A 19651-nucleotide genomic window follows, 5' to 3' on the forward strand; every position below is an offset into this window, starting at 1 on the left:
GTGTTAATAAGGGGCCCTTCCACCTCCGCAGGCGTTAACAGGGGGCCCTTCCTTACCCCCGGGCGGCGGAGCGGACCAGCGGCAGCGTGCGGTACGGGATCTGCTCGGCCAGCGCGATGATGGTGGACGCGCGCCGGATCCCCTCGGAGGCGACGATCTGGTCGATGACCCGCTGGAGGTCGGTGTTCGACCGGGCGACGATGCGGCAGAGCAGGTCGCTGGAGCCGGTGATGGTGTGCGCCTCCAGCACCTCGGGAATCGCGGCCAGGTGCGCGGTGACCTGGTCGTGGCCGTGCCGCTGGCTGATCTCCAGCGTGACGAAGCTGGTCACCCCGAAGCCGATGGCGGCGGGCGTGATGTCCGGCCCGAACCCGGTCACCACGCCGCGGCCGACCAGCTTGTCCAGCCGGGCCTGGACCGTGCCGCGGGCCACACCGAGCCGCCGGGAGCACTCCAGCACCCCGATCCGCGGTTCCTCCGCCAGCAGTTCGATCAAGCGCGCGTCCAGCTCGTCCAGCTGTACATCCTGACCAGTGTTCATGGTGTCCGACGGTACCGAATGCACAACCTGACCAGGAATAACGCCAACTGTTGCCCAACTCGCCGTGCGCCGTAGATCCTCCCCGGAAGAGCACATCCACGGCGGCCCACGAGGCCGGCCGGTACGCGAGGGAGGCCACCATGACCCAGGCGATCGACCGACCCCAGTCGACCGAGGACGTCGACGTCGACGCTCTCGTCGGCGCCGTCGACCACGACATCAGCCGCGACCCGTTCCCGGTCAAGGGCATGGACCACGTCCACTTCCTGGTCGGCAACGCCAAGCAGGCCGCGCACTACTACTCGACCGCGTTCGGCATGACCTGCGTGGCGTACCGGGGGCCGGAGCAGGGCTACCGCGACCACGCGCAGTACGTCCTGACCAGCGGTTCGGCCCGCTTCGTGCTGACCGGCGCGGTCCGCCCGGACGCCGACGGCGCCGAGCACGTGGCGAAGCACAGCGACGGCGTCTCCGACATCGCGCTGGAGGTGCCGGACGTGGACGCCGCGTACGCGCACGCCGTGGCGCAGGGCGCGACCGGCCTGGTCGAGCCGCACGACGTCAGCGACGAGCACGGCACCGTGCGGATGGCGTCCATCGCCGCGTACGGCGACACCCGGCACAGCCTGATCGACAGGTCCCGCTACACCGGCCCGTTCCTGCCCGGCTTCGTGGCCCGCGGCCCGATCGTGGACCGGCAGCCGATGATCGACGCCGGCCTCCAGCCGAAGCGGTTCTTCCAGGCCGTCGACCACGTGGTCGGCAACGTGGAGCTGGGCCGGATGGACGAGTGGGTCGAGTTCTACAAGCGCGTCATGGGCTTCTCGAACATGGCCGAGTTCATCGGCGACGACATCGCCACCGACTACTCGGCGCTGATGAGCAAGGTCGTCGCCAACGGCACCCGCAAGGTGAAGTTCCCGCTCAACGAGCCGGCCGTGGCCCGAAAGAAGTCGCAGATCGACGAGTACCTGGAGTTCTACCAGGGCCCCGGCGCCCAGCACATCGCGGTGGCCACCAACGACATCCTGGCCAGCGTGGACGCCATGCGCGCGGCGGGCGTCGAGTTCCTGGACACCCCGGACTCGTACTACGAGGACCCGGAGCTGCGCGCCCGCATCGGCAACGTCCGGGTGCCGATCGAGGAGCTGCAGTCCCGCAAGATCCTGGTCGACCGGGACGAGGACGGCTACCTGCTCCAGATCTTCACCAAGCCGGTGCAGGACCGTCCCACCGTCTTCTTCGAGCTGATCGAGCGGCACGGCTCCCTCGGCTTCGGCAAGGGCAACTTCAAGGCCCTGTTCGAGGCGATCGAGCGGGAGCAGGAGAAGCGCGGCAACCTGTAACACTGTCGGCGTGACCCAGCCTCCCCCGAACCCGACGCCGCCGCCTGCCGGGCCTGCACCCGCGGGCGGCGGCTTCGCGCCGCCCACCGGGCCCGCGGTGCCCGCGCAGCACGTTCCTCCGGGGTACGCCGGCCCGCCCGGCTACCCGCCGCCCGGTTACCCCCCACCGGGGTACGCCCCGAGGCCCGTCCCGCCCCCGGTGGCGCCGAACGGGCAGCCGCTGGCGAGCTTCGGTGACCGGCTGATCGCCTACCTGATCGACACCGCCGTCGCGATGGCGGTGACGATGGTGCTGTTCCTGCCGGTCTTCGCCMTCGTCTTCGTCCGGATGATCGACGAGATCGAGCAGGCGGGCCCGAACGGTCCCGAGCCGGCCGAACTCTGGACCGGCGTGTTCCTGCCGCTGCTCGCCGCCGAGCTCGGGGTCCTGCTGCTCATGCTTGTCTTCTACTGGGTCTACCACGTCGAGTACGCCCGCCGGACCGGCCAGACGCTGGGCAAGAAGGTGATGAAGCTGCGGATCGTGCCGGTGCAGCCGGACGCCGCGCTGAGCCGGGGCATGCTCGGCAAGCGCTGGGCCGTCGAGTTCGCCGGCGGGATGTTCGTGCCGTTCCTCAACTACCTCGACGGTTTCTGGCAACTGTGGGACAAGCCCTGGCAGCAGTGCCTCCACGACAAGTTCGCCGGAACGGTCGTCGTTAAGGTTGGCCCGTGAGCGCGAGGAGTGAGCCGGGCCTGCGAGCCCCGCAGTCGCGAACTGAGGGGAGCACTGTGAGCGCGAGGAGTGAGCCGGGCCTGCGAGCCCCGCAGTCGGGAACAAGGACGGCGCTGTGAGCTTGGAACCTGGATGGTACGTCGACCCCGCCGACCCGGAGACCCGCCGCTGGTGGGACGGCGAGGGCTGGATCGGCGCGCCGATCCCGGTCGACGTCACCCCGCCCGACGGTCCACCGCCCGCCGAACCCGAGCCGGCCGCCGCCGCGACGCCCGGTGCCGGGACGGGTAGCGGGTCCGAGGTCGCCCCGTCGTCCGGCGCGCCCGCCCAGCCGGGCGGACCGTGGCCGGGCCAGCCGGGCCAACCGGGCCAACCGGGTCAGGCCGGCCCCTGGCCCGGACAGCCCGGACAGCCCGGTTCCTGGCCGGGACAGCCGGGACAGCCCGGGCAGTCCGGGCAGTCCGGGCAGCCGGGGCCGGGCGGCCCGTGGCCGCGGCAGCCCGGTCAGGCCGGGCCGGCGCCGCAGGGACCGCCGCCGGGCTGGCCGTACCCGCACTGGCCGGGCGCACAGCCGATTCCGCGCCCGCACGGGCTGCCGCTCGCCTCGTACGGCGCGCGGCTGGTCGCCCGCCTGATCGACTTCGGCGTGGTGTTCCTGCTCAACGCGGTGGTGAACGGCTGGTTCGTCTGGCGCTACTTCGAGGCCGTCGCGCCGTACCTGCGTGAGTCGGTGCGCCGCGCGATGAACGGTGACACCTCCACCGAGGGGCTGCCCCAGATCGACGACCAGGCCGGTGGCCTCCAGATCGCCATCCTGGTGATCGCCACCGCGCTCTGGTACGCCTACGAGGTGCCGTCGATGGCGGCGCGCGGGCAGACGTTCGGCAAGCGGCTGATGGGCGTACGCGCGCTGCCGGTCGAGGCGGACCAGCCGCTCGGCTTCGGCCGGGCCACCCGGCGCTGGAGCACGCTCGGCCTGCCCACGCTGCTCTGGTACTGCTGCGGGCTCGGTCTGCTGCTGCAGCTCATCGACGCGGTCTCGCCCCTGTTCGACCAGCCGCTGCGCCAGGCCCTGCACGACAAGCGGGCGCAGACGGTGGTGGTCCAGCTTCCCCGTAAGCGGCCCGACCCCCGTACCACCCCGCGCGACCGCGCCGACACCCCGGGAGACACCCCATGACCGAGACCGGACGCCACCAGCCTCCGCTGCGGCTCACCCGCGCCGACCTGGACGCGTTGCCCAACTACGTGCCCGGCCGCAGCCCGGCCGACCTGGCCCGGGAGCTGGGTTTGCCCGAGGCGATCAAGCTGGCCAGCAACGAGGTGCCCTACGGCCCGCTGCCCGGCGTGGTGGAGGCGGTCGCCGAGGCGGTGGCGGGTTCGCACCGCTATCCGGACATGGGCGTGGTGGCGCTGCGTCAGGCGCTCGCCGAGCGGTACGGCGTGGACGCCGACCGGATCGCCACCGGCTGCGGCTCGGTGGCGCTGGCCGAGCACCTGGTCCGCGCCACCTGCCTGCCCGGTGACGAGCTGCTCTACTCGTGGCGCTCCTTCGAGGCGTACCCGATCATCGCGGCGACCAGCGGCGCGACCAGCGTGCGGGTGCCGAACGACGCCGGCCACGGTCACGACCTCACCGCGATGGCGGCGGCGGTGACCGACCGGACCCGGATGATCCTGGTCTGCAACCCGAACAACCCGACCGGTACGGCGGTGCGCCGGGCGGAGCTGGACCGCTTCCTCGACGCGGTGCCGGACGACGTGCTCGTGGTGATCGACGAGGCGTACCGGGAGTTCGTCACCGACCCGGAGGTGCCGGACGGCCTGACCTACCTGGACCGGCCGAACGTGGCGGTGCTGCGCACGCTGTCCAAGGCGTGGGGCCTGGCCGGCCTGCGGATCGGCTGGCTGGTCGCGGCGCCGGAGGTGGCCGCCGCCGTGCGCAAGGTGGTCACTCCGTTCTCCACCAGCATGGCCGCCCAGGCCGGCGCGCTGGCCGCGCTGGCACAGGCCGACGAGGTGGAGCGGCGCTGCGCGCTGGTAGTGGCCGAGCGGGACCGGGTCACCGAGGCGCTGCGCAAGTTCGTCCCGGACGTGCCGGAGAGCCAGGCCAACTTCGTCTGGCTGCCGCTCGGCGAGCGGGCGGTGGAGTTCGGCCGGGCGTGCGAGGCGCGCGGCGTGATCGTCCGCCCGTTCCCGGGCGACGGCGTCCGGGTCACCATCGGCACCCCGGCCGAGAACGACGCGTTCCTGGCGGTGGCCGAGTCCGCCCTGGCCTGACCGGGGCGCGCCCGGGGCCGGTCCGTCAACCCCCTACGGACCGGCCCTGGGCGTCTCATCCGACAACAATAGTGGCTTTTGTCCGTTTTGCAGGCCGAACCGCCGGTCAGGTGGCGGCGAGCAGCACCGGCTCGGCCATCAGGAAGTAGCCCTGGTCGTCGTCCTCCGGCGTGGCGCTCTCCCGCAGCCGTTCCACGGCGACGTAGCCGTCCACCGCGTACGCCCGGCCCGGCCGCCAGCCGATCCCGTCCCGCCCGACGTCGAGCACGAAACTGGACCGGGTCGCGCCGGTGAGCGGGTCGACAGTGACCAGCTCCCGCCGGTCGGTCAGCAGGTGCACCCGCCCCGGCTCGGTCGCGAGCACCCGGGCCGGGTGGATGTCCGCCCTGCGCCACAGCTCCGCGCCGGTACGCGCCGAACGCCCGACCACCACCGGGCCGGACGTGTCCACCACCCGCTCGCCGTCCAGCACCGTGTCCATCGCGTCCAGGCCCGGCGCGGCGCTCGGCTCGCCCGGGTCGGTCACCAGCCAGCCCTTGCCGCCCGCACCGCCCGGCCCGGCGGTACGCAACCCGCGGCAGCCGGAGTGCCCGTGCGGGCAGCCGACCGGCGTGACCACGAGCTGATCCGGCGCGTCCGGGGGACGCCAGCGGGTCCGCACCGTGCCGGTCGCCGCGTCCCGCAGCTCGACCACGGGCGGCCCCTCGCAGCTGTCCACCCCGACCACATCGCCGCTGGCTGTCGTACCCACGTCGGCCCGGCAGTCGCGGGGCAGGTCGGCGCGCCAGAGCCGGCGCCCGTCGGCGAGGTCGTACCCGCCGACCCCGCCGGGACCCGCCGACACCAGCACGGATCGGCCGGCGGCACGAGCGACGTGCAGCCCGGCCGGGTCCCAGACCGTGCCGGCGTAGGTCCGCCTCGGCTCCGGCACCGACCCCGGCTCCGGGCCGTCGGCCCGCCAGGCGACCCGTCCGGTACGCGCGTCCAGTGCCACCAGCTTCCCGTCGGACCAGCGGCTGACCACCGTGGTGTCCTGGGCGAGCACCCTGGTCAACGTGGCCGGCCAGCGACGGTACGACCAGAACGGGGTGACCCGGTGCCGCCCGGTGACCGGCTGGTCCGCGTACACCTGACGGGCGCCCGCGTAGACGCGCAGCCGGCCGTCGACGACGAGCGGCGCCACCGGCAGCCGCCCGATCACCCCGGCGGTCGGCGCGGGCGCCGCCGGGTACGGCTCCCGGGCGACGGTCTCGACCTCGGCCGGCGCCAGCACCCGGACCACCACGGCGACCGTCGCCGCGACGGCGAGTACCGCCACCAGCGCCACCACGGCCCGCCGCCTCGCGGCCTTCGCCATCCGTCACCTCCGACCCGGCACCCTACCGGCCAGGTCCGGGCCGGGCGCGGCGAGCGGCCAGGTCGGCTCAGGCGGCCTCGGAGGACCGGGCCGGTCCGGCGGCCGACGCCAGGTCGGCCAGGTCGCGTCGGAGCGCGCCCTCCACCGCGCGGGCGGCCAGGCCGCCGAGGATCAGGGCCAACACCCGGCCGTACGGGCGGGTCGGCGCCGCCTCCTGCTCGACCGTGACCTCGGTGCAGCCGCGGCGTCGCCGCTCGACGGTGCGCAGCGTCCAGGTGATGCGGTAGTCCGCGCCGGCGCCGCGCGAGCCGAGCACCAGGCGGCTCGGGGCGACCGCCTCGATCACCTCGAACTCCTCCGGTTCGGCGCCGCCGTCCGGCCGGACGCGGGTCTCCCGCCAGGTCGAGCCGGGCCCGAACCCGCCGGCGCCGAGGACCTCGACCGCGCTCACCGCCGAGAGCCAGTCGGCGCGGGCCGGGAGGTCGGTCAGCAGACGCCACAGGTCGGCGGCCTGCGCTTCGATGAATGCGGACACCGTGACCGTCGACATGGCACCTCCCGTGTCGTACACGGTACGGGCCGTGACCGGAAACGGGGAGCCTCGCTGTGACATTTCCACCGCCGGTGCCCCGATCGTCGGGGCACCGGGGTGTGGCACTGACGGTCAGCCGCGGAACGAACCGCCCCGCAGCGCGGTGACGAACGCGGCCCAGCCCGGGGGGCTCACCGCGAGCGCCGGGCCGTCCGGGTCCTTGGAGTCGCGTACGCCCACCACGCCGTGCGCGGCGACCACGTTCGTCGCCACCTCGACGCAGAGGCCCTGATCGTTCGAGCGGCTGCTGGTGCGCCAGACGGCGCCGGTCAACTCGGTCATGCTCGTCCTTCCTGTTCGGCTACCCGGGTACGCCCCCCGACCCGGCACCATCGGCGGCTCCGTTCCGGCCGGGAGCCGCCGTCCGGGGCGTACGTGATCCGGAGCGATAAACGCGGAAGGAAACGGCCCCGGTCGCACATCGGGTGCGACCGGGGCCGTTCGGGAAGGCAGAACTCAGTGGGCCGGGAGGATCGTCCCGGTGACCTCGCCCAGCGCGACAGTGGTGCCGTCCGGGCCGGGCGCGGTGGCGGTGATCGTCACCGTGTCGCCGTCCTCCAGAAACGTCCGCTCGCTGCCGTCGGCGAACTTGACCGGCTCGGACCCGCCCCAGGTCAGCTCCAGGAACGACCCGACCTGGCCGCGCTCCGGCCCGGAGACGGTGCCGGAGGCATAGAGATCACCGGTACGCAGCGACGCGCCGTTGACGGTGAGGTGGGCGAGCTGCTGCGCCGGGGTCCAGTACATGCCGGCGAACGGCGGCTCGGCGACCCGCTCGCCGTTCCACTGCACCGACAACGTCAGGTCCAGCCCGAGGTGCGGCGTGTCGCGCAGGTAGTCCTGCACCGGCGGGTCCTGGTCCGGCGCGGGTACGAACGCGTCGGCGAGCGCCTCCAGCGGCGTCACCCAGGCCGAGACGGACGTGGCGAACGACTTGCCGAGGAACGGCCCGAGCGGCTGGTACTCCCAGGCCTGGATGTCCCGGGCCGACCAGTCGTTGACGAGCACCACACCGAAGACGTGGTCGGCGAAGTCGGCCACCGGCACCCGCTCGCCCAGCCGGCTCGGCACGCCCACCACGAAGCCCACCTCGGCCTCGATGTCCAGCCGTACCGACGCGCCGGTGGTCGGGCCCTGCGCGCTGGCGCGCTGCCCGGTCGGGCGTACCACCGGGGTGCCGGAGACGACCACGGTGCCGGCCCGGCCGTGGTAGCCGATCGGCACGTGCTTCCAGTTCGGCAGCAGCGGCGGCTGGCCGGGCCGGAAGATCTGCCCGACGTTCGAGGCGTGGTGCTCGGAGGAGTAGAAGTCGACGTAGTCGGCCACCTCGAACGGCAGCAGCATCTCGACCTCGCGCAGCGGCACCAGCAGCGGCTCGACCGCCGCCCGGTGCTCCGGCTCGGTGAGCAGCTCGACGACCCGCTGCCGGACCGCCGTCCACTGCGGGCGGCCGAGCGCCATGAAGGCGTTGAGCGTCGGCCGGCCCAGCGCCCCGCCGGCCAGCACCAGACCGGCGGCCTCCGCGCCGGCCAGGTCCAGCGCGAAGTCACCGATGCGGACGCCGATACGCGGCTCGCCCTCGCCGTGCCGGAACACGCCGTACGGCAGGTTCGTCACCCCGTACGGCGACCCCGCCGCCCCTGGTACCCAGGTCATGCCGTGCCGGCCGGGCACGCCCTCACGGCCCTCGCTCCGCTCGGTGCGTTCGGTCATGCCGTGCAGACTGGGCACGCCCTCACGGCCCTCGCTCCGCTCGGTGCGTTCGGTCATGCCTCGAAGCCTCCGTTCACCAGCCCCAGCCGGATCAGATCGGTAAGTGGTTCGGAGATGCTGCACGAGCCGTACCCGACCCAGAGCGGACGCTCGGCGTCGCGGTGCGCCCGCGCCGGCTCGACCACACGGACCGGGTCGGTGGCGGCGAGCAGCTCGGCCACGCCGTCCACCTCGGCGCCCCCGACGGCGGCGAGCGTGGCGCCCAGCACGTTGACGAAACCGTGGTGGTTGAAGCCGGTCTCCGGGTCGCGGTGCCGGATCGCGTGGTGCAGCCCGGCGGTGAGCTTGAACGGCAGCTTACGGTCCCGGCAGGCGCAGATCACCGCGGCCAGCTCGACCGGGGTGGGGAACAGCTCGGCGGCGAGCCCGCCGGTACGGAACTTGGCGGCCACCGGCAGCCCGCCCGCGCGCGCCTCGGCGAGCGTGTCGAGCGCGCCCATCAGCCCGAAGGTCAGCGGGATCTCCGCGTAGACGGCGGTGCCGTCGAGCCGGTCGGCGAGCGCGACCAGTTCGGACAGCCCGGGTTGCGGGTCCTCACCGCGTTTGGCCACCGGCGCCTCGATCTGCCGGGCGGTCACCCCGTCGGGCGCGAGCGCGTCCAGCGCCTGCGGGAGCTGGTCCAGGCCGGTGTCGCCGATCAGCCCGATGACCAGCCCTTCGGCCGGGTCCACCAGCCCGGACAGCGACCCGCGCTGGATCTCCGAGGCGGGCAGCAGCAGCGGGCCGACCATGTCGGCGTACCAGGCGGCGCGGTGGGTGCGGTGCGCGGTCACCGCGTCGGGCAGCGCGGCGTTTCCGGGCGGAAAGACCGCGGCGTCGTCCACCAGGCCGGAGAGGAGGCGGGGCACCTGCGTTGACACGAGACAAGAATGTACGGGACGCTACGAGGAACGGACAACAGCGTCCGATTATCGGACGCCACCGGCCGGAGAACGGGACATATCGGGAGGCGAGATGCCGTACTACCGCAGCGTCGGCGACGTGCCGCGCAAGCGCCACACCCAGTTCCGCCAGCCCGACGGCACGCTCTACGCGGAGGAACTGGTCGGCCAGGAGGGCTTCTCCTCCGACTCGTCACTGCTCTACCACCGCCACGCGCCGACCGCGATCCTCGCCGCCGAGGAGTTCGCCCCGCCCACGGTCACGCGGGTGCCGAACCTGCCGCTCAAGCCGCGCCACCTGCGCACCCACAAGCTCGACGGCACCGGCGCCGACCCGGTGCTCGGCCGGCAGTACCTGCTCGCCAACGACGACGTACGCATCGCGTACGTGCTCGCCGACCGCCCGTCGCCGCTGTTCCGCGACGCCACCGGCGACCACTGCCTCTACCTGGAGGCCGGGTCGATGCGGGTCGAGTCGCCGTTCGGCGTGCTCGACGCGGTCGCCGGCGACTACGTCGTCATCCCCACCTCGACCATCCACCGCCTCGTGCCCACCGGCGACGAACCGACCCGGCTGCTCGCCGTGGAGGCGTCCGGCCACATCGGGCCGCCCAAGCGCTACCTCTCCGTACGCGGACAGTTCCTGGAGCACGCGCCCTACTGCGAGCGCGACGTCCGGGGACCGGACACGCCGCTGCTGGTCGACGGCGAGGAGGTGGAGGTGCTCGTCAAGCACCGCCGCGGGTGGACGAGGTACGTCTACGCCAACCACCCGTTCGACGTGGTCGGCTGGGACGGGCACATGTACCCGTGGGCGTTCTCCATCCACGACTTCGAGCCGATCACCGGGCGGATCCACCAGCCGCCGCCCGTGCACCAGACGTTCCAGGGCCCGAACTTCGTGATCTGCTCGTTCGTGCCGCGTAAGGTCGACTACCACCCGGCCGCCATCCCGGTGCCGTACAACCACCACAACGTCGACTCCGACGAGATGCTGTTCTACACCGGTGGCAACTACGAGGCCCGGCGCGGCTCCGGCATCGAGCAGGGCTCGATCTCGCTGCACCCGTCCGGCTTCACCCACGGCCCCCAGCCGGGCGCGGCCGAACGCTCGATCGGCGCGGAGTTCTTCGACGAGCTGGCGGTCATGGTCGACACGTTCCGCCCGCTCGACCTCTGCGACGCGGCCGCCGACTGCGAGGACGACGGCTACGCCTGGACCTGGGCGCGCAAGCCCTGACGTACGCGAAAAGGGGCCGCGCCCGGCACGGACGCGGCCCCTTCGCACGCGGTCGTCAGAACGTGGACGCGTCGATGACGAAGCGGTAGCGCACGTCGGAGGCGAGCACCCGCTCGTACGCCTCGTTGATCTTCTCGGCTCCAATGACCTCGATCTCGGCGCCCAGCCCGTGCTCGGCGCAGAAGTCGAGCATCTCCTGGGTCTCCGCGATGCCGCCGATGTTCGACCCGGCGAACGAACGGCGGGCCGGGATCAGCGAGAACGCGTGCACCGACAGCGAATCCTCGGGCGCGCCCACGTTGACCAGCGTCCCGTCCACCGCGAGCAGCCGCAGGTACGCGTCCATGTCGAGGGTCGCGCTGACCGTGTTGATGATCAGGTCGAACGAGTTGGCCAGCTCACGGAACGTCTCCTCGTCCGAGGTGGCGTAGTAGTGGTCGGCACCGAGCCGCAGCCCGTCCTCCCGCTTCTTCAGCGACTGCGACAGCACAGTCACCTCGGCGCCCATCGCGTGGGCCAGCTTCACGGCCATGTGGCCGAGGCCGCCCATGCCGATCACCGCCACCCGGGTGCCCGGCCCGGCGTTCCAGTGCCGCAGCGGCGAGTACGTGGTGATACCGGCGCAGAGCAGCGGCGCGGCGGCGTCCAGCTCGATGCCGTCCGGGATGCGCAGCACGAAGTCCTCGGTGACCACGATGGCCTGCGAGTAGCCGCCCTGGGTCGGCTTGCCGTCCCGCCCCACCCCGCCGTACGTGCCGGTGCTGCCCTTCAGGCAGTACTGCTCCAGCCCTTTGCGGCAGTTGTCGCACTCCCGGCAGGAGTCGACCAGGCAGCCGACGCCGACCCGGTCGCCGACGGCGAACTTCGTGACCGCCGAGYCGACCTCACGCACCACGCCCGCGATCTCGTGGCCGACCACGATCGGGTAGCGGGTCGGGCCCCACTCGCTGCGCGCGGTGTGGATGTCGGAGTGACAGATGCCGGAGAACTTGATGTCGATGAGAACGTCGTCCGGGCCGAGATCCCGCCGCTCGATGGTGGTCGGGACGAGCGGTTCGGTCGCGGACGTCGCCGCGTAGGCATTGACGGTGAGCACGGGTCCCCGCATTCCTTGAGCCGGTGTTTCCGGTCCTCCTACCCTCTCACCGGCGAGCGAACGCGGTGAGTCCGGCCACCACCGACGCGGTCACCACCCCGGCCAGCGGCCACGGGCTGCCGACCAGCGCGTACACGAGAAGCAGCAGCACCGCGGCGGCGGCCGCCCAGACCGGCACGGCCAGGCCGCGCGACATCGCCTCCCGCAGGCCGGGCCGCCACGTCGCCGGACGCCGCAGCAGCACCGCCACGCCGGCCACCGACAGCGCCGCGAACAGCCGGGACGCGCCGGACGAGGCCGGGGCCAGGACGCCGGCCAGCAGGCTCGCGAGCAGCGACCAGCCGGCCACCGACAGCAGGAGCCGCCGGATCCCGTCGTCCACGGTCCGGACCGGGTCGGGCCGGGCCACCGGCAGGTCCGCCAGCGCGGTCAGGTGCTCCAGCGTCTCGGCGTAGCGGCGTCGCTCCAGCCGGGCCACGCCCACGTCCTGCCCCGCCTCGCCCAGCTCCGGGTCCAGCCGCAGCGCCTCCCGGTAGGCCCGCTCGGCCAGGTCGAACAGTTGCAGCCGCACCGCGACCAGGCCCAGCACCAGGTGCGCCTCCGGCTCCTCCGGGGCCAGCTCGACACCCCGCCACGCCGCGTCCAGCGCCGCCTGCCCGTTGCGCGACGCGGAGAGAATGGCGGCGGCGCTGCGCTGCGCGTACGCGTCGCCCGGACCGTGCGCCAGGATCTCGTCGGCGGTGGCCGCTGCGGGCTTCCAGCGTTCGAGGTCGAGCAGCGCGAAGCCACGGGCCACGAGCACCGGCAGGACACCCCCGGCCGCTTCGGCGGCACGCGTCCCGGACGTCTCAGCGGCAGTGGGCGGCTCGACGGCGGACGTTTCGCCGTCGGCTGTCACGGCGTCCGGAACTGGGGTCACGGCCGTCTCGGCGACGGCCAGCGCCTCCGCCGGACGCCCGGCGGCCAGGTGCATCCGGGCCAGCATGGTCAACGCGGGCAGGTGCCCGGGCTCGTCCGCGAGCAGCGCGGTGAGTTCGCCGACGCCCTCGTCGTAGCGGCCCAGCTCGGCGAGGAGATGGGCGCGTTGCAGGTAGCCGTCGGCGGCGGACTGGTCGGGTGCGGCGTCACTCGGCATCCCGGCGAGCGTATCCGCCCCGGCCCACCAGCTGCCGACAGCTCCCGTCGTCAGGAACTCCGGCAGGCGACGCCCGCCCGGCCGCCACACGTCCCGAGGCTGCACCACCGGCGCAGCCCGCTCTCGTCCAGGAACAACCACCCGCAGCTCCGGTCCGGGCAGGCCCGCACGGTGAACCGGGCCGGATCGGCGAGCAGTTGCGCGCCGCTGAACGCGGCGGCGTGCACCGGCACCCGAAGGCCGGCGGCGAGGTCCGGCCACCAGCGACCGCGTCCGTCGACCGCGCGCCGGAACGCGAGCGTACGGGCGGCGGCCTCGGCGGCCCGGGCGACCGCTTCGAAGGCCGGGCCGTCGTCCGGGTCGACCAGGCTGGCGTAGAGCGCGGCGCGGAGCGTACGGGCCTCGTCGAGCACCACCTCCGCCGTGCCGGGATCGCGCCGGGCGAGGTGAAGCAGACGGTTCATCGACACCTCGTCCACCAGCCCGACATGGCCGGCCCAGACAGCAAGGGTGCGATAGCCGCGCAGCCACTCGGCGCCGGGCAACGGGGACTCGCGCCCCCAACCGGCGAGGGTGTTGCAGAAGTCCAGGGCCGGGTGGCCGCCCACGCTCCACGGCAGGCTCTCGTCGTTCACCCGGATCTCGTGCATCGGCCGGCCGACCCGGTCCAGGCGGTCGTCGCCCGCGAGCACCCGCCGCTGCACCTCGCGGAGCCGGGGGCCCGGCTCGACACCGAAGTCGGCCACGAGCAGGTCCCGCGTGGCGCGGTAGAGGCGCAGCGCGTCGGCCCGCCGGGCACCCCGGTACAGGGCGGTCATCAGGACCGCCACGAGGTGTTCCCGCGTCGGGTGCTCGGCGGCCAGCGGCAGCAGTTCGGCGATCGCCCGCGTGTGCTGGCCCAGCGCGAGCTGCGCCTCGGCCCGTAGCTCCACGGCCACCAGGCGCAGCTCCTCGACAGTGCCGTGCAGCCGGTGCCGCAGCTCGTCGTCCGCCGCGTCGGCGAGCAACGGCCCGCGCCAGAGAGCCAGCGCCCGGTCGAGCGACCGCACCCGCTCGGCGGGATCGGCGGCTCGCCCGGCCCTCCGGACCAGTTCGGCGAACTCGTCGACGTCGACCCGGTGCCCGTCCTCCTCGACCACGTAGCCCTCGCCCCGGGTGCTGATCCGCACTCCGTACGCGTGGAGCGAGCCCCGCAGCCGCCCGACGTACGTCTGCACCACGCCCCGGGCGGCGGCCGGCGGCCGGCCGTTCCAGAGCAGGTCGACGAGGCGGTCGGTCGGCACCACGCGCCCCACGTCGAGCAACAGCATCCCGAGCAGGCATCGCTCCTGGCGTCGGCTGCCGACCTCGACCGGCCGACCGTCGTGGCGGGCCTCGAACGGCCCGAGCAGGCGGAACTCCATACCGAACAGGACCGGTCGATCCGGGCCGGAGGTTGCCGTGCGGCGGTGATCGCATGGTCAGCCGTCCGGTCGTCCGGTCCGCCCGCTCGGACAGCTCCGCACAGTGCGGTCAGCCCGTGGTGAGCCGGCCCGGCGATCCTGACCGCCCTGACCACCGACGAGATGGAGAGCGGACATGCGTTTCAGGATGAGCGTCGCGGTGGCGGCGGTTGTGGCAGTGGTTGTCGCGGCGCTACCCGGCTCGGCGACCGCCGCGCCGGACCGGCACCACGGCGTCGGCGCCTGGGAGCCGGCCCCGCAGGCGCCATTCGAGTTGCCCGCCGGCGCGCGATGCGAGTTCGCGGTACGCGTGGAGCCGATCGTGGACGAGGTGCGCAAGTTGACGCTCGCCACGTATCCGGACGGCGCACCGAAGCGGGAACTGTTCACCGGCGCCCTGATCAACCGGGTGACGAACCTGGAGACCGGCGCCACGTCCACCGCTGACGCGAGCGGCACCTCGCTCGTCGACTACCGCACCGACGGCTCGATGACCTGGTACGTGACCGGGCCGGTGCTGCTCGGCTTCCGGGAGAACGCCGGCACGCTGCCGAAGGGGCTATGGATCGTCGACGGCCAGTTCCGGGTGGAGTTCTCCCCCACCTACGACAAGACCATCACGATGCTCCACGGCACGACCCACAACGTCTGCACCGACGTCTACTGATCGGGTGACGCGGTGACCGGCGTCCCCCGGTCACCGCGTCAGTCGGCCGGGGCCTCGTAGACCAGGGCCACCGCGATCCCGGCCAGCCCTTCCCCACGCCCGGTGAAGCCGAGGCCGTCGGTGGTCGCAGCGGACACGGTCACCGGCGCGCCGACCGCCTCGGAGAGCACCCGCTGCGCTTCCTCCCGGCGCGGCCCGATCTTGGGGCGGTTGCCGACGACCTGCACCGACACGTTGCCGATCTGGAAGCCCGCCGCCCGTACCCGGCGCGCGCTCTCGGTCAGCAGCGCCACCCCGGAGGCACCGGCCCACTCCGGCTGGTCCACCCCGAAGTTCGCGCCCAGGTCACCCAGGCCGGCGGCGGAGAGCAGCGCGTTGCAGGCGGCGTGCGCCGCCACGTCGGCGTCGGAGTGACCGGCCAGGCCGTCCTGGTCCGGCCAGTGCAGGCCCGCGACCCAGCAGGGCCGCCCGGCCGCGAACGCGTGCACGTCGGTGCCGACGGCCACCCGAGGAACGATCATGACCAGAGGGTACGCGGACAGTCGCGTGCGCCACTCGGGCACCGCGAGAGAGATCTCGGTAGGAAATCGGACCCCACGGGGCGAGGTCAGGCGCCGGTGGACAGCAGGTGTTCGGCCAGGGACAGGTCGAACGGGCGGGTGATCTTCAGGGCCAGCTCGGAGCCGGGTACGCAGGTGACCGCGATCCCCTGCTTCTCGACCAGCCCGGCGTCGTCGGTGAGCGCGTCACCCGCCGACCGGTGGGCCGCGAGCAGTACCGAGCGGCGGAAGCCCTGCGGCGTCTGGACCGCCCGCAACGCGGACCGGTCGACGGTGCCGAGCACCCGCTCGGCCGCGTCGACCTCCTTGACGGTGTCGACCACCGGCAGCACCGGGATCACCGCGTCGTGCCCGTCGCGGACCGCCGCCGCCACCGACTCGACCAGGCCCGGCGGGGTGAGCGCACGGGCGGCGTCGTGCACCAGGACGATCTCCGGACCGGCGGGCACCGCTGCGAGAGCCGCCGCCACCGACGCCTGACGCTCGGCGCCACCGGGCACCACTGTCACCGGCGCCACGGGCGCCAGCATCGCGCGTACCGCCTCGACCTCGGTGGCCGGTGCGGCCACCACGATCGTGTGCACCGAGGGCGCGGCGGCGACCCGGCGGACGGCGTGCACGAGCAGTGGTTCACCGGCGAGCGGGCGGAGCGCCTTGGGGGCGCCGGGTCCGAGGCGTACGCCGGCACCGGCCGCAGGAACGAGGACCGCGACGTCACCGCGCGGATTGAGCTGCGCGGTCACGTCGCGGTCCTCGGATTCGTTCGCTGCGGGGTGGGTAGAGGCAGAGGTGTGGATCAGGCCTCGGTCAGCACCTTGTCGAGCAGCGTCTCGGCCTCGTCCTTGGTGCTCTTCTCGGCCAGCGCGACCTCGCCGACGAGAATGTCACGAGCCTTGGCGAGCATCCGCTTCTCGCCCGCCGACAGGCCCCGCTCCCGCTCCCGGCGCCACAGGTCGCGGACGACCTCGGCCACCTTCAGCGGGTTACCGGAGGCCAGCTTCTCCAGATTCGCCTTGTAACGCCGCGACCAGTTGGTCGGCTCCTCGGTGTGTGGTGCACGGAGCACGTCGAAGACCTTGCCCAGGCCCTCTTCGCCAACCACCTCGCGCACACCCACGATCTCGGCGTTCTCGGCGGGAACCCGGACCGTCAGGTCACCCTGTGCGACCCTCAGGACGAGGTATTGCTTGGGCTCGCCCTTGATGACCCGAGTCTCGATTGCCTCGATGAGTGCGGCCCCGTGGTGGGGGTAAACAACGGTCTCGCCGACACTGAAAACCATAGGTTCGAAACCCCTTTCGCTGTGTCTAGGGTAACACGCTCAGGCACCGATGTCTCACCGCTGTCCTGACCGTTGGCGCAGCTCAGGGGCCCTGTGAGAGGTATTTCTTCAGCTTGACAGGCGGCCAAACCGATGGTTTCGACACGCTCCGTGAGGATCACGTGACAACCCGGTAAGGGGTGACGGGAGCGTCCAGATCTAGGGCAATGCGCTCCTTCCATGGTAGCTCCGCAAGTCCGTCCGCGCCCAGGTGTGGCGTTACGGCGGCCGGTGCGGGACGCTGGGAGAGGACGCGACGTCCGCTCACCGAGACGTTCCTGGGGGTCCGATGGGCGTGCCTGACGCTGACGGCCAGGGGCCGCCGGACGGGCTCCCCGGCCTGCCCCCGGAGTGGGGCCGCGTGGTCGTCCCGGACGACGCCTCGGCGCTCGCCGACGAGGCCCGGCAGGTCCGCCGGGAGCTACGGCGGGCACGAACGGCCGCCGGCCGCCGCACCGGCACGCTCCGCCTCGGACTACCGGCGCTGATCCTGCTCGTATCGGTGCTGATCACACTCGCCGGCCTCGCGGCGGTCACCTGGCCACGCGCCACCCGGTCCGGCGCACCGACAGTGCTCCCCCACGGCGGCGGCGCAGCCCCGCAACCGGTCGGCCCGCTTCCCGCGCTGGACCTGGTCGGCGCAGACGACGTGCCGGTGCCGCTGCGCAGCATGCTGCCCGCCATGATCATCCTGACCGACGCCTGCGCCTGCGCCGAGCAGGTCACCGCGGCGGCCGGAGCCGCCCCGCCCGGCGTCACGGTGGTCACCGTGACAGCGGGCCGGCGGGCCGGCTCGGCGAGCGTCCCGGGGGTACGCCCACTCGGCGACCCGGCCGGCGGGCTGCGCTCCTACCTGCACCTGTCCGCCCAGCCCGGCATCGCCCCGGCGCTGCTGGTGGACCGGCAGGGCTCGCTGGTGCGGGTGGTGCCGGAGCTGGGCCCGCTGTCGGACTACCGGGCCGACCTGGCCCGGCTGGCCGGCTGACCGACCGTCAGTAGAGCGCCTCGAGCCGGGCGTCCAGGTCGGCCCGGCCCCTTATCGCGACGAACCGCATCTGCACCAGCTCGCCACTGCCGCCCACCACCGGCACGTCCAGCTGCCCGCCGCAGCGCAGCGCCCGCCGGAACTCGTCGTCCCCGAGGCCGGAGACGAGTACGACGACCAGCCCGTCACCGGCGCAGCTCACCGACAGCCGGTAGTTGTCGCCCCGCGTAGGCCGTACCTGCCGGACGACAGGCGGCCCGCCCGGCGTCAGCCGGGACCTCTCCCGCCACACGACGTGCGACACCTGGAGCAGACGCGTCGTGCCGTCGTCCTCCACCCGTATCACCACCGAGCGGTCCGGCTCGGCACGCGGCACCCGGCGGTTGTCCACCGCCGCTTCGCGCCCGGCGCGTGGCACCGGACGCGCTTCGCCCGTCGACGGGTCGACCCGCCAGTTGCGCGGGGCCAGATCCACGCTCGCGGGCGCGGCCGACGTGGCCGGGCCGGGCTGCGGGGCCGCCGACCGCCACCAGGCCGAACCGAGCAACAGCGCCAGGACGGTCAGGCCGGCCAGCAACGCCCGCCCGTCCCGCTCCTCGGAGGCCATGCGGGCAGCGTATCGGCGCGGCGCGACCGGGGCGACCCGTCAGCCCACGCGTTCCAGCAGCGCCGCGTAGAGCGTCAGCCCCGGCCCGAACGCGAGCATCAACACCCAGCGCGGTGGTGACGGCTTCGTACGCCACAGCCGGTCCAGGATCAGCAGCGTCGTCGGGGACGAACAGTTGCCGTGCTCGGCGAGCGTCCCCCGGGAGGCGGCGAGCCCGTCCGGCGGCAACGCCAGCTCACGCTCCACCACGTTGAGGATCCGCGGCCCGCCCGGGTGCACCGCCCAGCCGTCCACGCCGGAGCGTTCGCACCCGTGCCGTGCCAGCAGCTCGTCGACCAGGGTCCGCACGTGCCGGGAGAGGACCTGCGGCACCTTGGGCGACAGCCCCATCCGGAAGCCGGTGTCGGTGACGTCCCACGTCATGTGGTCGGCCGTGGAGGTGTCGGTGACCGAGGTGACCTCGCGCAGCGCGTACCCCCGGCCCCCGGGGACGACCACGGCGGCGACCGCGGCGTCCGAGAACAGCGCGTGGGAGACGATCTGCTGGGTGTCCACCCGGGCGCCCGGCGGCTGGATGTGCAGGCTGGTCAACTCCGCGCAGAGCAGCAGCGCGGGACGCCCCCGGGCGGTGACGAAGTCGCTCGCCGCGCCCAGCCCGGGCAGGGCCGCGTAGCAGCCCATGTGCCCGACGAACATGCGCTGGGTGCTCGGCGACATGCCGAGGTCCCGGGCGAGCAGGATGTCCAGCCCCGGGGTGGCGTACCCGGTGCAGGAGCAGACGATGAACATCCCGATGTCGGCGGCGTCCAGGCCGGCGGCGGTGAGCGCCCGGCTGACCGCCTCCTTGCCCAGCGGCAGCGCCTCGACCTGGTAGCGGCGCATCCGGCGCTCGGTCGGCCACTCCGAGACGTCCTCCAGCAGCGGGTTGACCGCCGCCTGCCGCCGGGTGACGCCCGAGTTAGCGAAGATCCGCTGCGCCAGCGCCCGGGTGTTCCCCTGGAAGTGCCCCGCGAAGAAACCCGTCCACAGCTCGTCCTGGTCCGCGCCCGGCGGATGCGCCGTACCCAGGCCCGCGATCACCGGCATGCCCACGTCCCCCACCCCTCCCTCATC

21 protein-coding genes are annotated in these 19651 nt (G+C 73.4%); 7 read left to right on the forward strand and 14 right to left on the reverse strand.

Translation table 11 applies throughout. The annotated features are described in order from the left end of the window. Window positions 1-52: 52 nt before the first annotated feature. Window positions 53-541 (reverse strand): Lrp/AsnC family transcriptional regulator, encoded by a 489-nt coding sequence (locus tag A8711_RS21535; RefSeq protein WP_013288920.1) that lies wholly within the window; start codon window positions 539-541, stop codon window positions 53-55. A gap of 140 nt (window positions 542-681) precedes the next feature. Between A8711_RS21535 and hppD the strand changes: the two genes are divergently transcribed. The 4 genes from hppD to hisC all read left to right on the forward strand — a co-directional run bounded on the left by hppD (window position 682) and on the right by hisC (window position 4882). After that, window positions 682-1887, forward strand: a complete 1206-nt coding sequence (hppD, locus tag A8711_RS21540; protein WP_069089185.1) for a 4-hydroxyphenylpyruvate dioxygenase — start codon at window positions 682-684, stop codon at window positions 1885-1887. 10 nt (window positions 1888-1897) lie between these two features. Continuing rightward, window positions 1898-2602: an RDD family protein gene (locus A8711_RS21545; RefSeq protein ID WP_069089186.1), complete on the forward strand. Its 705-nt coding sequence runs from the start codon at window positions 1898-1900 to the stop codon at window positions 2600-2602. Window positions 2603-2717: 115 nt separating this feature from the next. Continuing rightward, window positions 2718-3782, forward strand: a complete 1065-nt coding sequence (locus A8711_RS21550; RefSeq protein WP_069089187.1) for an RDD family protein — start codon at window positions 2718-2720, stop codon at window positions 3780-3782. Continuing rightward, window positions 3779-4882, forward strand: coding sequence for a histidinol-phosphate transaminase (gene hisC, locus A8711_RS21555; protein ID WP_043327934.1), 1104 nt, complete (start codon window positions 3779-3781; stop codon window positions 4880-4882). Before A8711_RS21550 ends, hisC begins: the two co-directional genes overlap by 4 nt. Window positions 4883-4988: 106 nt before the next feature. Here the strand turns inward: hisC and A8711_RS21560 are convergent, their stop codons facing one another. The 5 genes from A8711_RS21560 to A8711_RS21580 form a co-directional block, all read right to left on the reverse strand. After that, on the reverse strand, window positions 4989-6239 hold the full coding sequence (locus tag A8711_RS21560) for a PQQ-binding-like beta-propeller repeat protein (protein WP_069089188.1): 1251 nt from the start codon (window positions 6237-6239) through the stop codon (window positions 4989-4991). Window positions 6240-6306: 67 nt separating this feature from the next. Next, window positions 6307-6789 (reverse strand): SRPBCC family protein, encoded by a 483-nt coding sequence (locus tag A8711_RS21565; protein WP_064446759.1) that lies wholly within the window; start codon window positions 6787-6789, stop codon window positions 6307-6309. 114 nt (window positions 6790-6903) lie between these two features. Continuing rightward, window positions 6904-7113, reverse strand: a complete 210-nt coding sequence (locus A8711_RS21570; RefSeq protein WP_043327931.1) for a DUF397 domain-containing protein — start codon at window positions 7111-7113, stop codon at window positions 6904-6906. 174 nt (window positions 7114-7287) lie between these two features. Beyond that, window positions 7288-8487 carry a fumarylacetoacetase gene (gene fahA, locus A8711_RS21575; RefSeq protein ID WP_069089198.1) on the reverse strand — a complete coding sequence of 400 codons (1200 nt, stop codon included), beginning with the start codon at window positions 8485-8487 and terminating at the stop codon, window positions 7288-7290. A gap of 110 nt (window positions 8488-8597) precedes the next feature. Continuing rightward, window positions 8598-9464, reverse strand: a complete 867-nt coding sequence (locus A8711_RS21580; protein ID WP_069089189.1) for a hypothetical protein — start codon at window positions 9462-9464, stop codon at window positions 8598-8600. Window positions 9465-9558: 94 nt separating this feature from the next. Here A8711_RS21580 and A8711_RS21585 point away from each other — a divergent pair, with 94 nt between their 5' ends. Beyond that, complete coding sequence (locus tag A8711_RS21585; RefSeq protein ID WP_043327929.1) at window positions 9559-10725, forward strand: homogentisate 1,2-dioxygenase; 1167 nt, start codon at window positions 9559-9561, stop codon at window positions 10723-10725. Between the two features lie 55 nt (window positions 10726-10780). Here A8711_RS21585 and A8711_RS21590 read toward each other — a convergent pair whose 3' ends face one another. Genes A8711_RS21590 through A8711_RS21600 form a run of 3 tightly spaced genes read right to left on the reverse strand, consistent with a single transcriptional unit; the run spans window position 10781 to window position 14359 of the window. Continuing rightward, on the reverse strand, window positions 10781-11821 hold the full coding sequence (locus A8711_RS21590; RefSeq protein ID WP_069089190.1) for an NAD(P)-dependent alcohol dehydrogenase: 1041 nt from the start codon (window positions 11819-11821) through the stop codon (window positions 10781-10783). 46 nt (window positions 11822-11867) lie between these two features. Further along, entirely contained in the window at window positions 11868-12956 is a 1089-nt protein-coding gene (locus tag A8711_RS21595; RefSeq protein ID WP_043330868.1) for a lipopolysaccharide assembly protein LapB, read from the reverse strand. A gap of 50 nt (window positions 12957-13006) precedes the next feature. Further along, window positions 13007-14359, reverse strand: a complete 1353-nt coding sequence (locus A8711_RS21600) for a BTAD domain-containing putative transcriptional regulator (protein ID WP_043327927.1) — start codon at window positions 14357-14359, stop codon at window positions 13007-13009. Between the two features lie 175 nt (window positions 14360-14534). Here A8711_RS21600 and A8711_RS21605 point away from each other — a divergent pair, with 175 nt between their 5' ends. Next, on the forward strand, window positions 14535-15065 hold the full coding sequence (locus tag A8711_RS21605) for a hypothetical protein (RefSeq protein ID WP_069089191.1): 531 nt from the start codon (window positions 14535-14537) through the stop codon (window positions 15063-15065). Window positions 15066-15103: 38 nt separating this feature from the next. Here the strand turns inward: A8711_RS21605 and ispF are convergent, their stop codons facing one another. From ispF to A8711_RS21620, 3 genes are all read right to left on the reverse strand, one after another. Then, complete coding sequence (gene ispF, locus A8711_RS21610) at window positions 15104-15586, reverse strand: 2-C-methyl-D-erythritol 2,4-cyclodiphosphate synthase (RefSeq protein ID WP_069089199.1); 483 nt, start codon at window positions 15584-15586, stop codon at window positions 15104-15106. 86 nt (window positions 15587-15672) lie between these two features. Beyond that, a complete protein-coding gene (gene ispD / locus A8711_RS21615) occupies window positions 15673-16368 on the reverse strand; it encodes a 2-C-methyl-D-erythritol 4-phosphate cytidylyltransferase (RefSeq protein WP_069089192.1) in 696 nt (231 codons plus the stop codon). Between the two features lie 53 nt (window positions 16369-16421). Then, a complete protein-coding gene (locus tag A8711_RS21620) occupies window positions 16422-16907 on the reverse strand; it encodes a CarD family transcriptional regulator (RefSeq protein ID WP_007073334.1) in 486 nt (161 codons plus the stop codon). 328 nt (window positions 16908-17235) lie between these two features. Here A8711_RS21620 and A8711_RS21625 point away from each other — a divergent pair, with 328 nt between their 5' ends. Continuing rightward, complete coding sequence (locus tag A8711_RS21625; RefSeq protein WP_069089193.1) at window positions 17236-17931, forward strand: hypothetical protein; 696 nt, start codon at window positions 17236-17238, stop codon at window positions 17929-17931. Between the two features lie 7 nt (window positions 17932-17938). On the opposite strand, the gene A8711_RS21630 is transcribed toward A8711_RS21625, so the two are convergent. Together A8711_RS21630 and A8711_RS21635 are read right to left on the reverse strand one after the other, a co-directional pair. Further along, on the reverse strand, window positions 17939-18538 hold the full coding sequence (locus A8711_RS21630; protein ID WP_069089194.1) for a hypothetical protein: 600 nt from the start codon (window positions 18536-18538) through the stop codon (window positions 17939-17941). 39 nt (window positions 18539-18577) lie between these two features. Beyond that, complete coding sequence (locus A8711_RS21635) at window positions 18578-19630, reverse strand: type III polyketide synthase (protein ID WP_083297068.1); 1053 nt, start codon at window positions 19628-19630, stop codon at window positions 18578-18580. Window positions 19631-19651 lie beyond the last annotated feature (21 nt).

Origin of the sequence: Micromonospora sp. II, from assembly GCF_001709195.1 — a bacterium.
GTDB lineage: Bacteria > Actinomycetota > Actinomycetes > Mycobacteriales > Micromonosporaceae > Micromonospora > Micromonospora chalcea.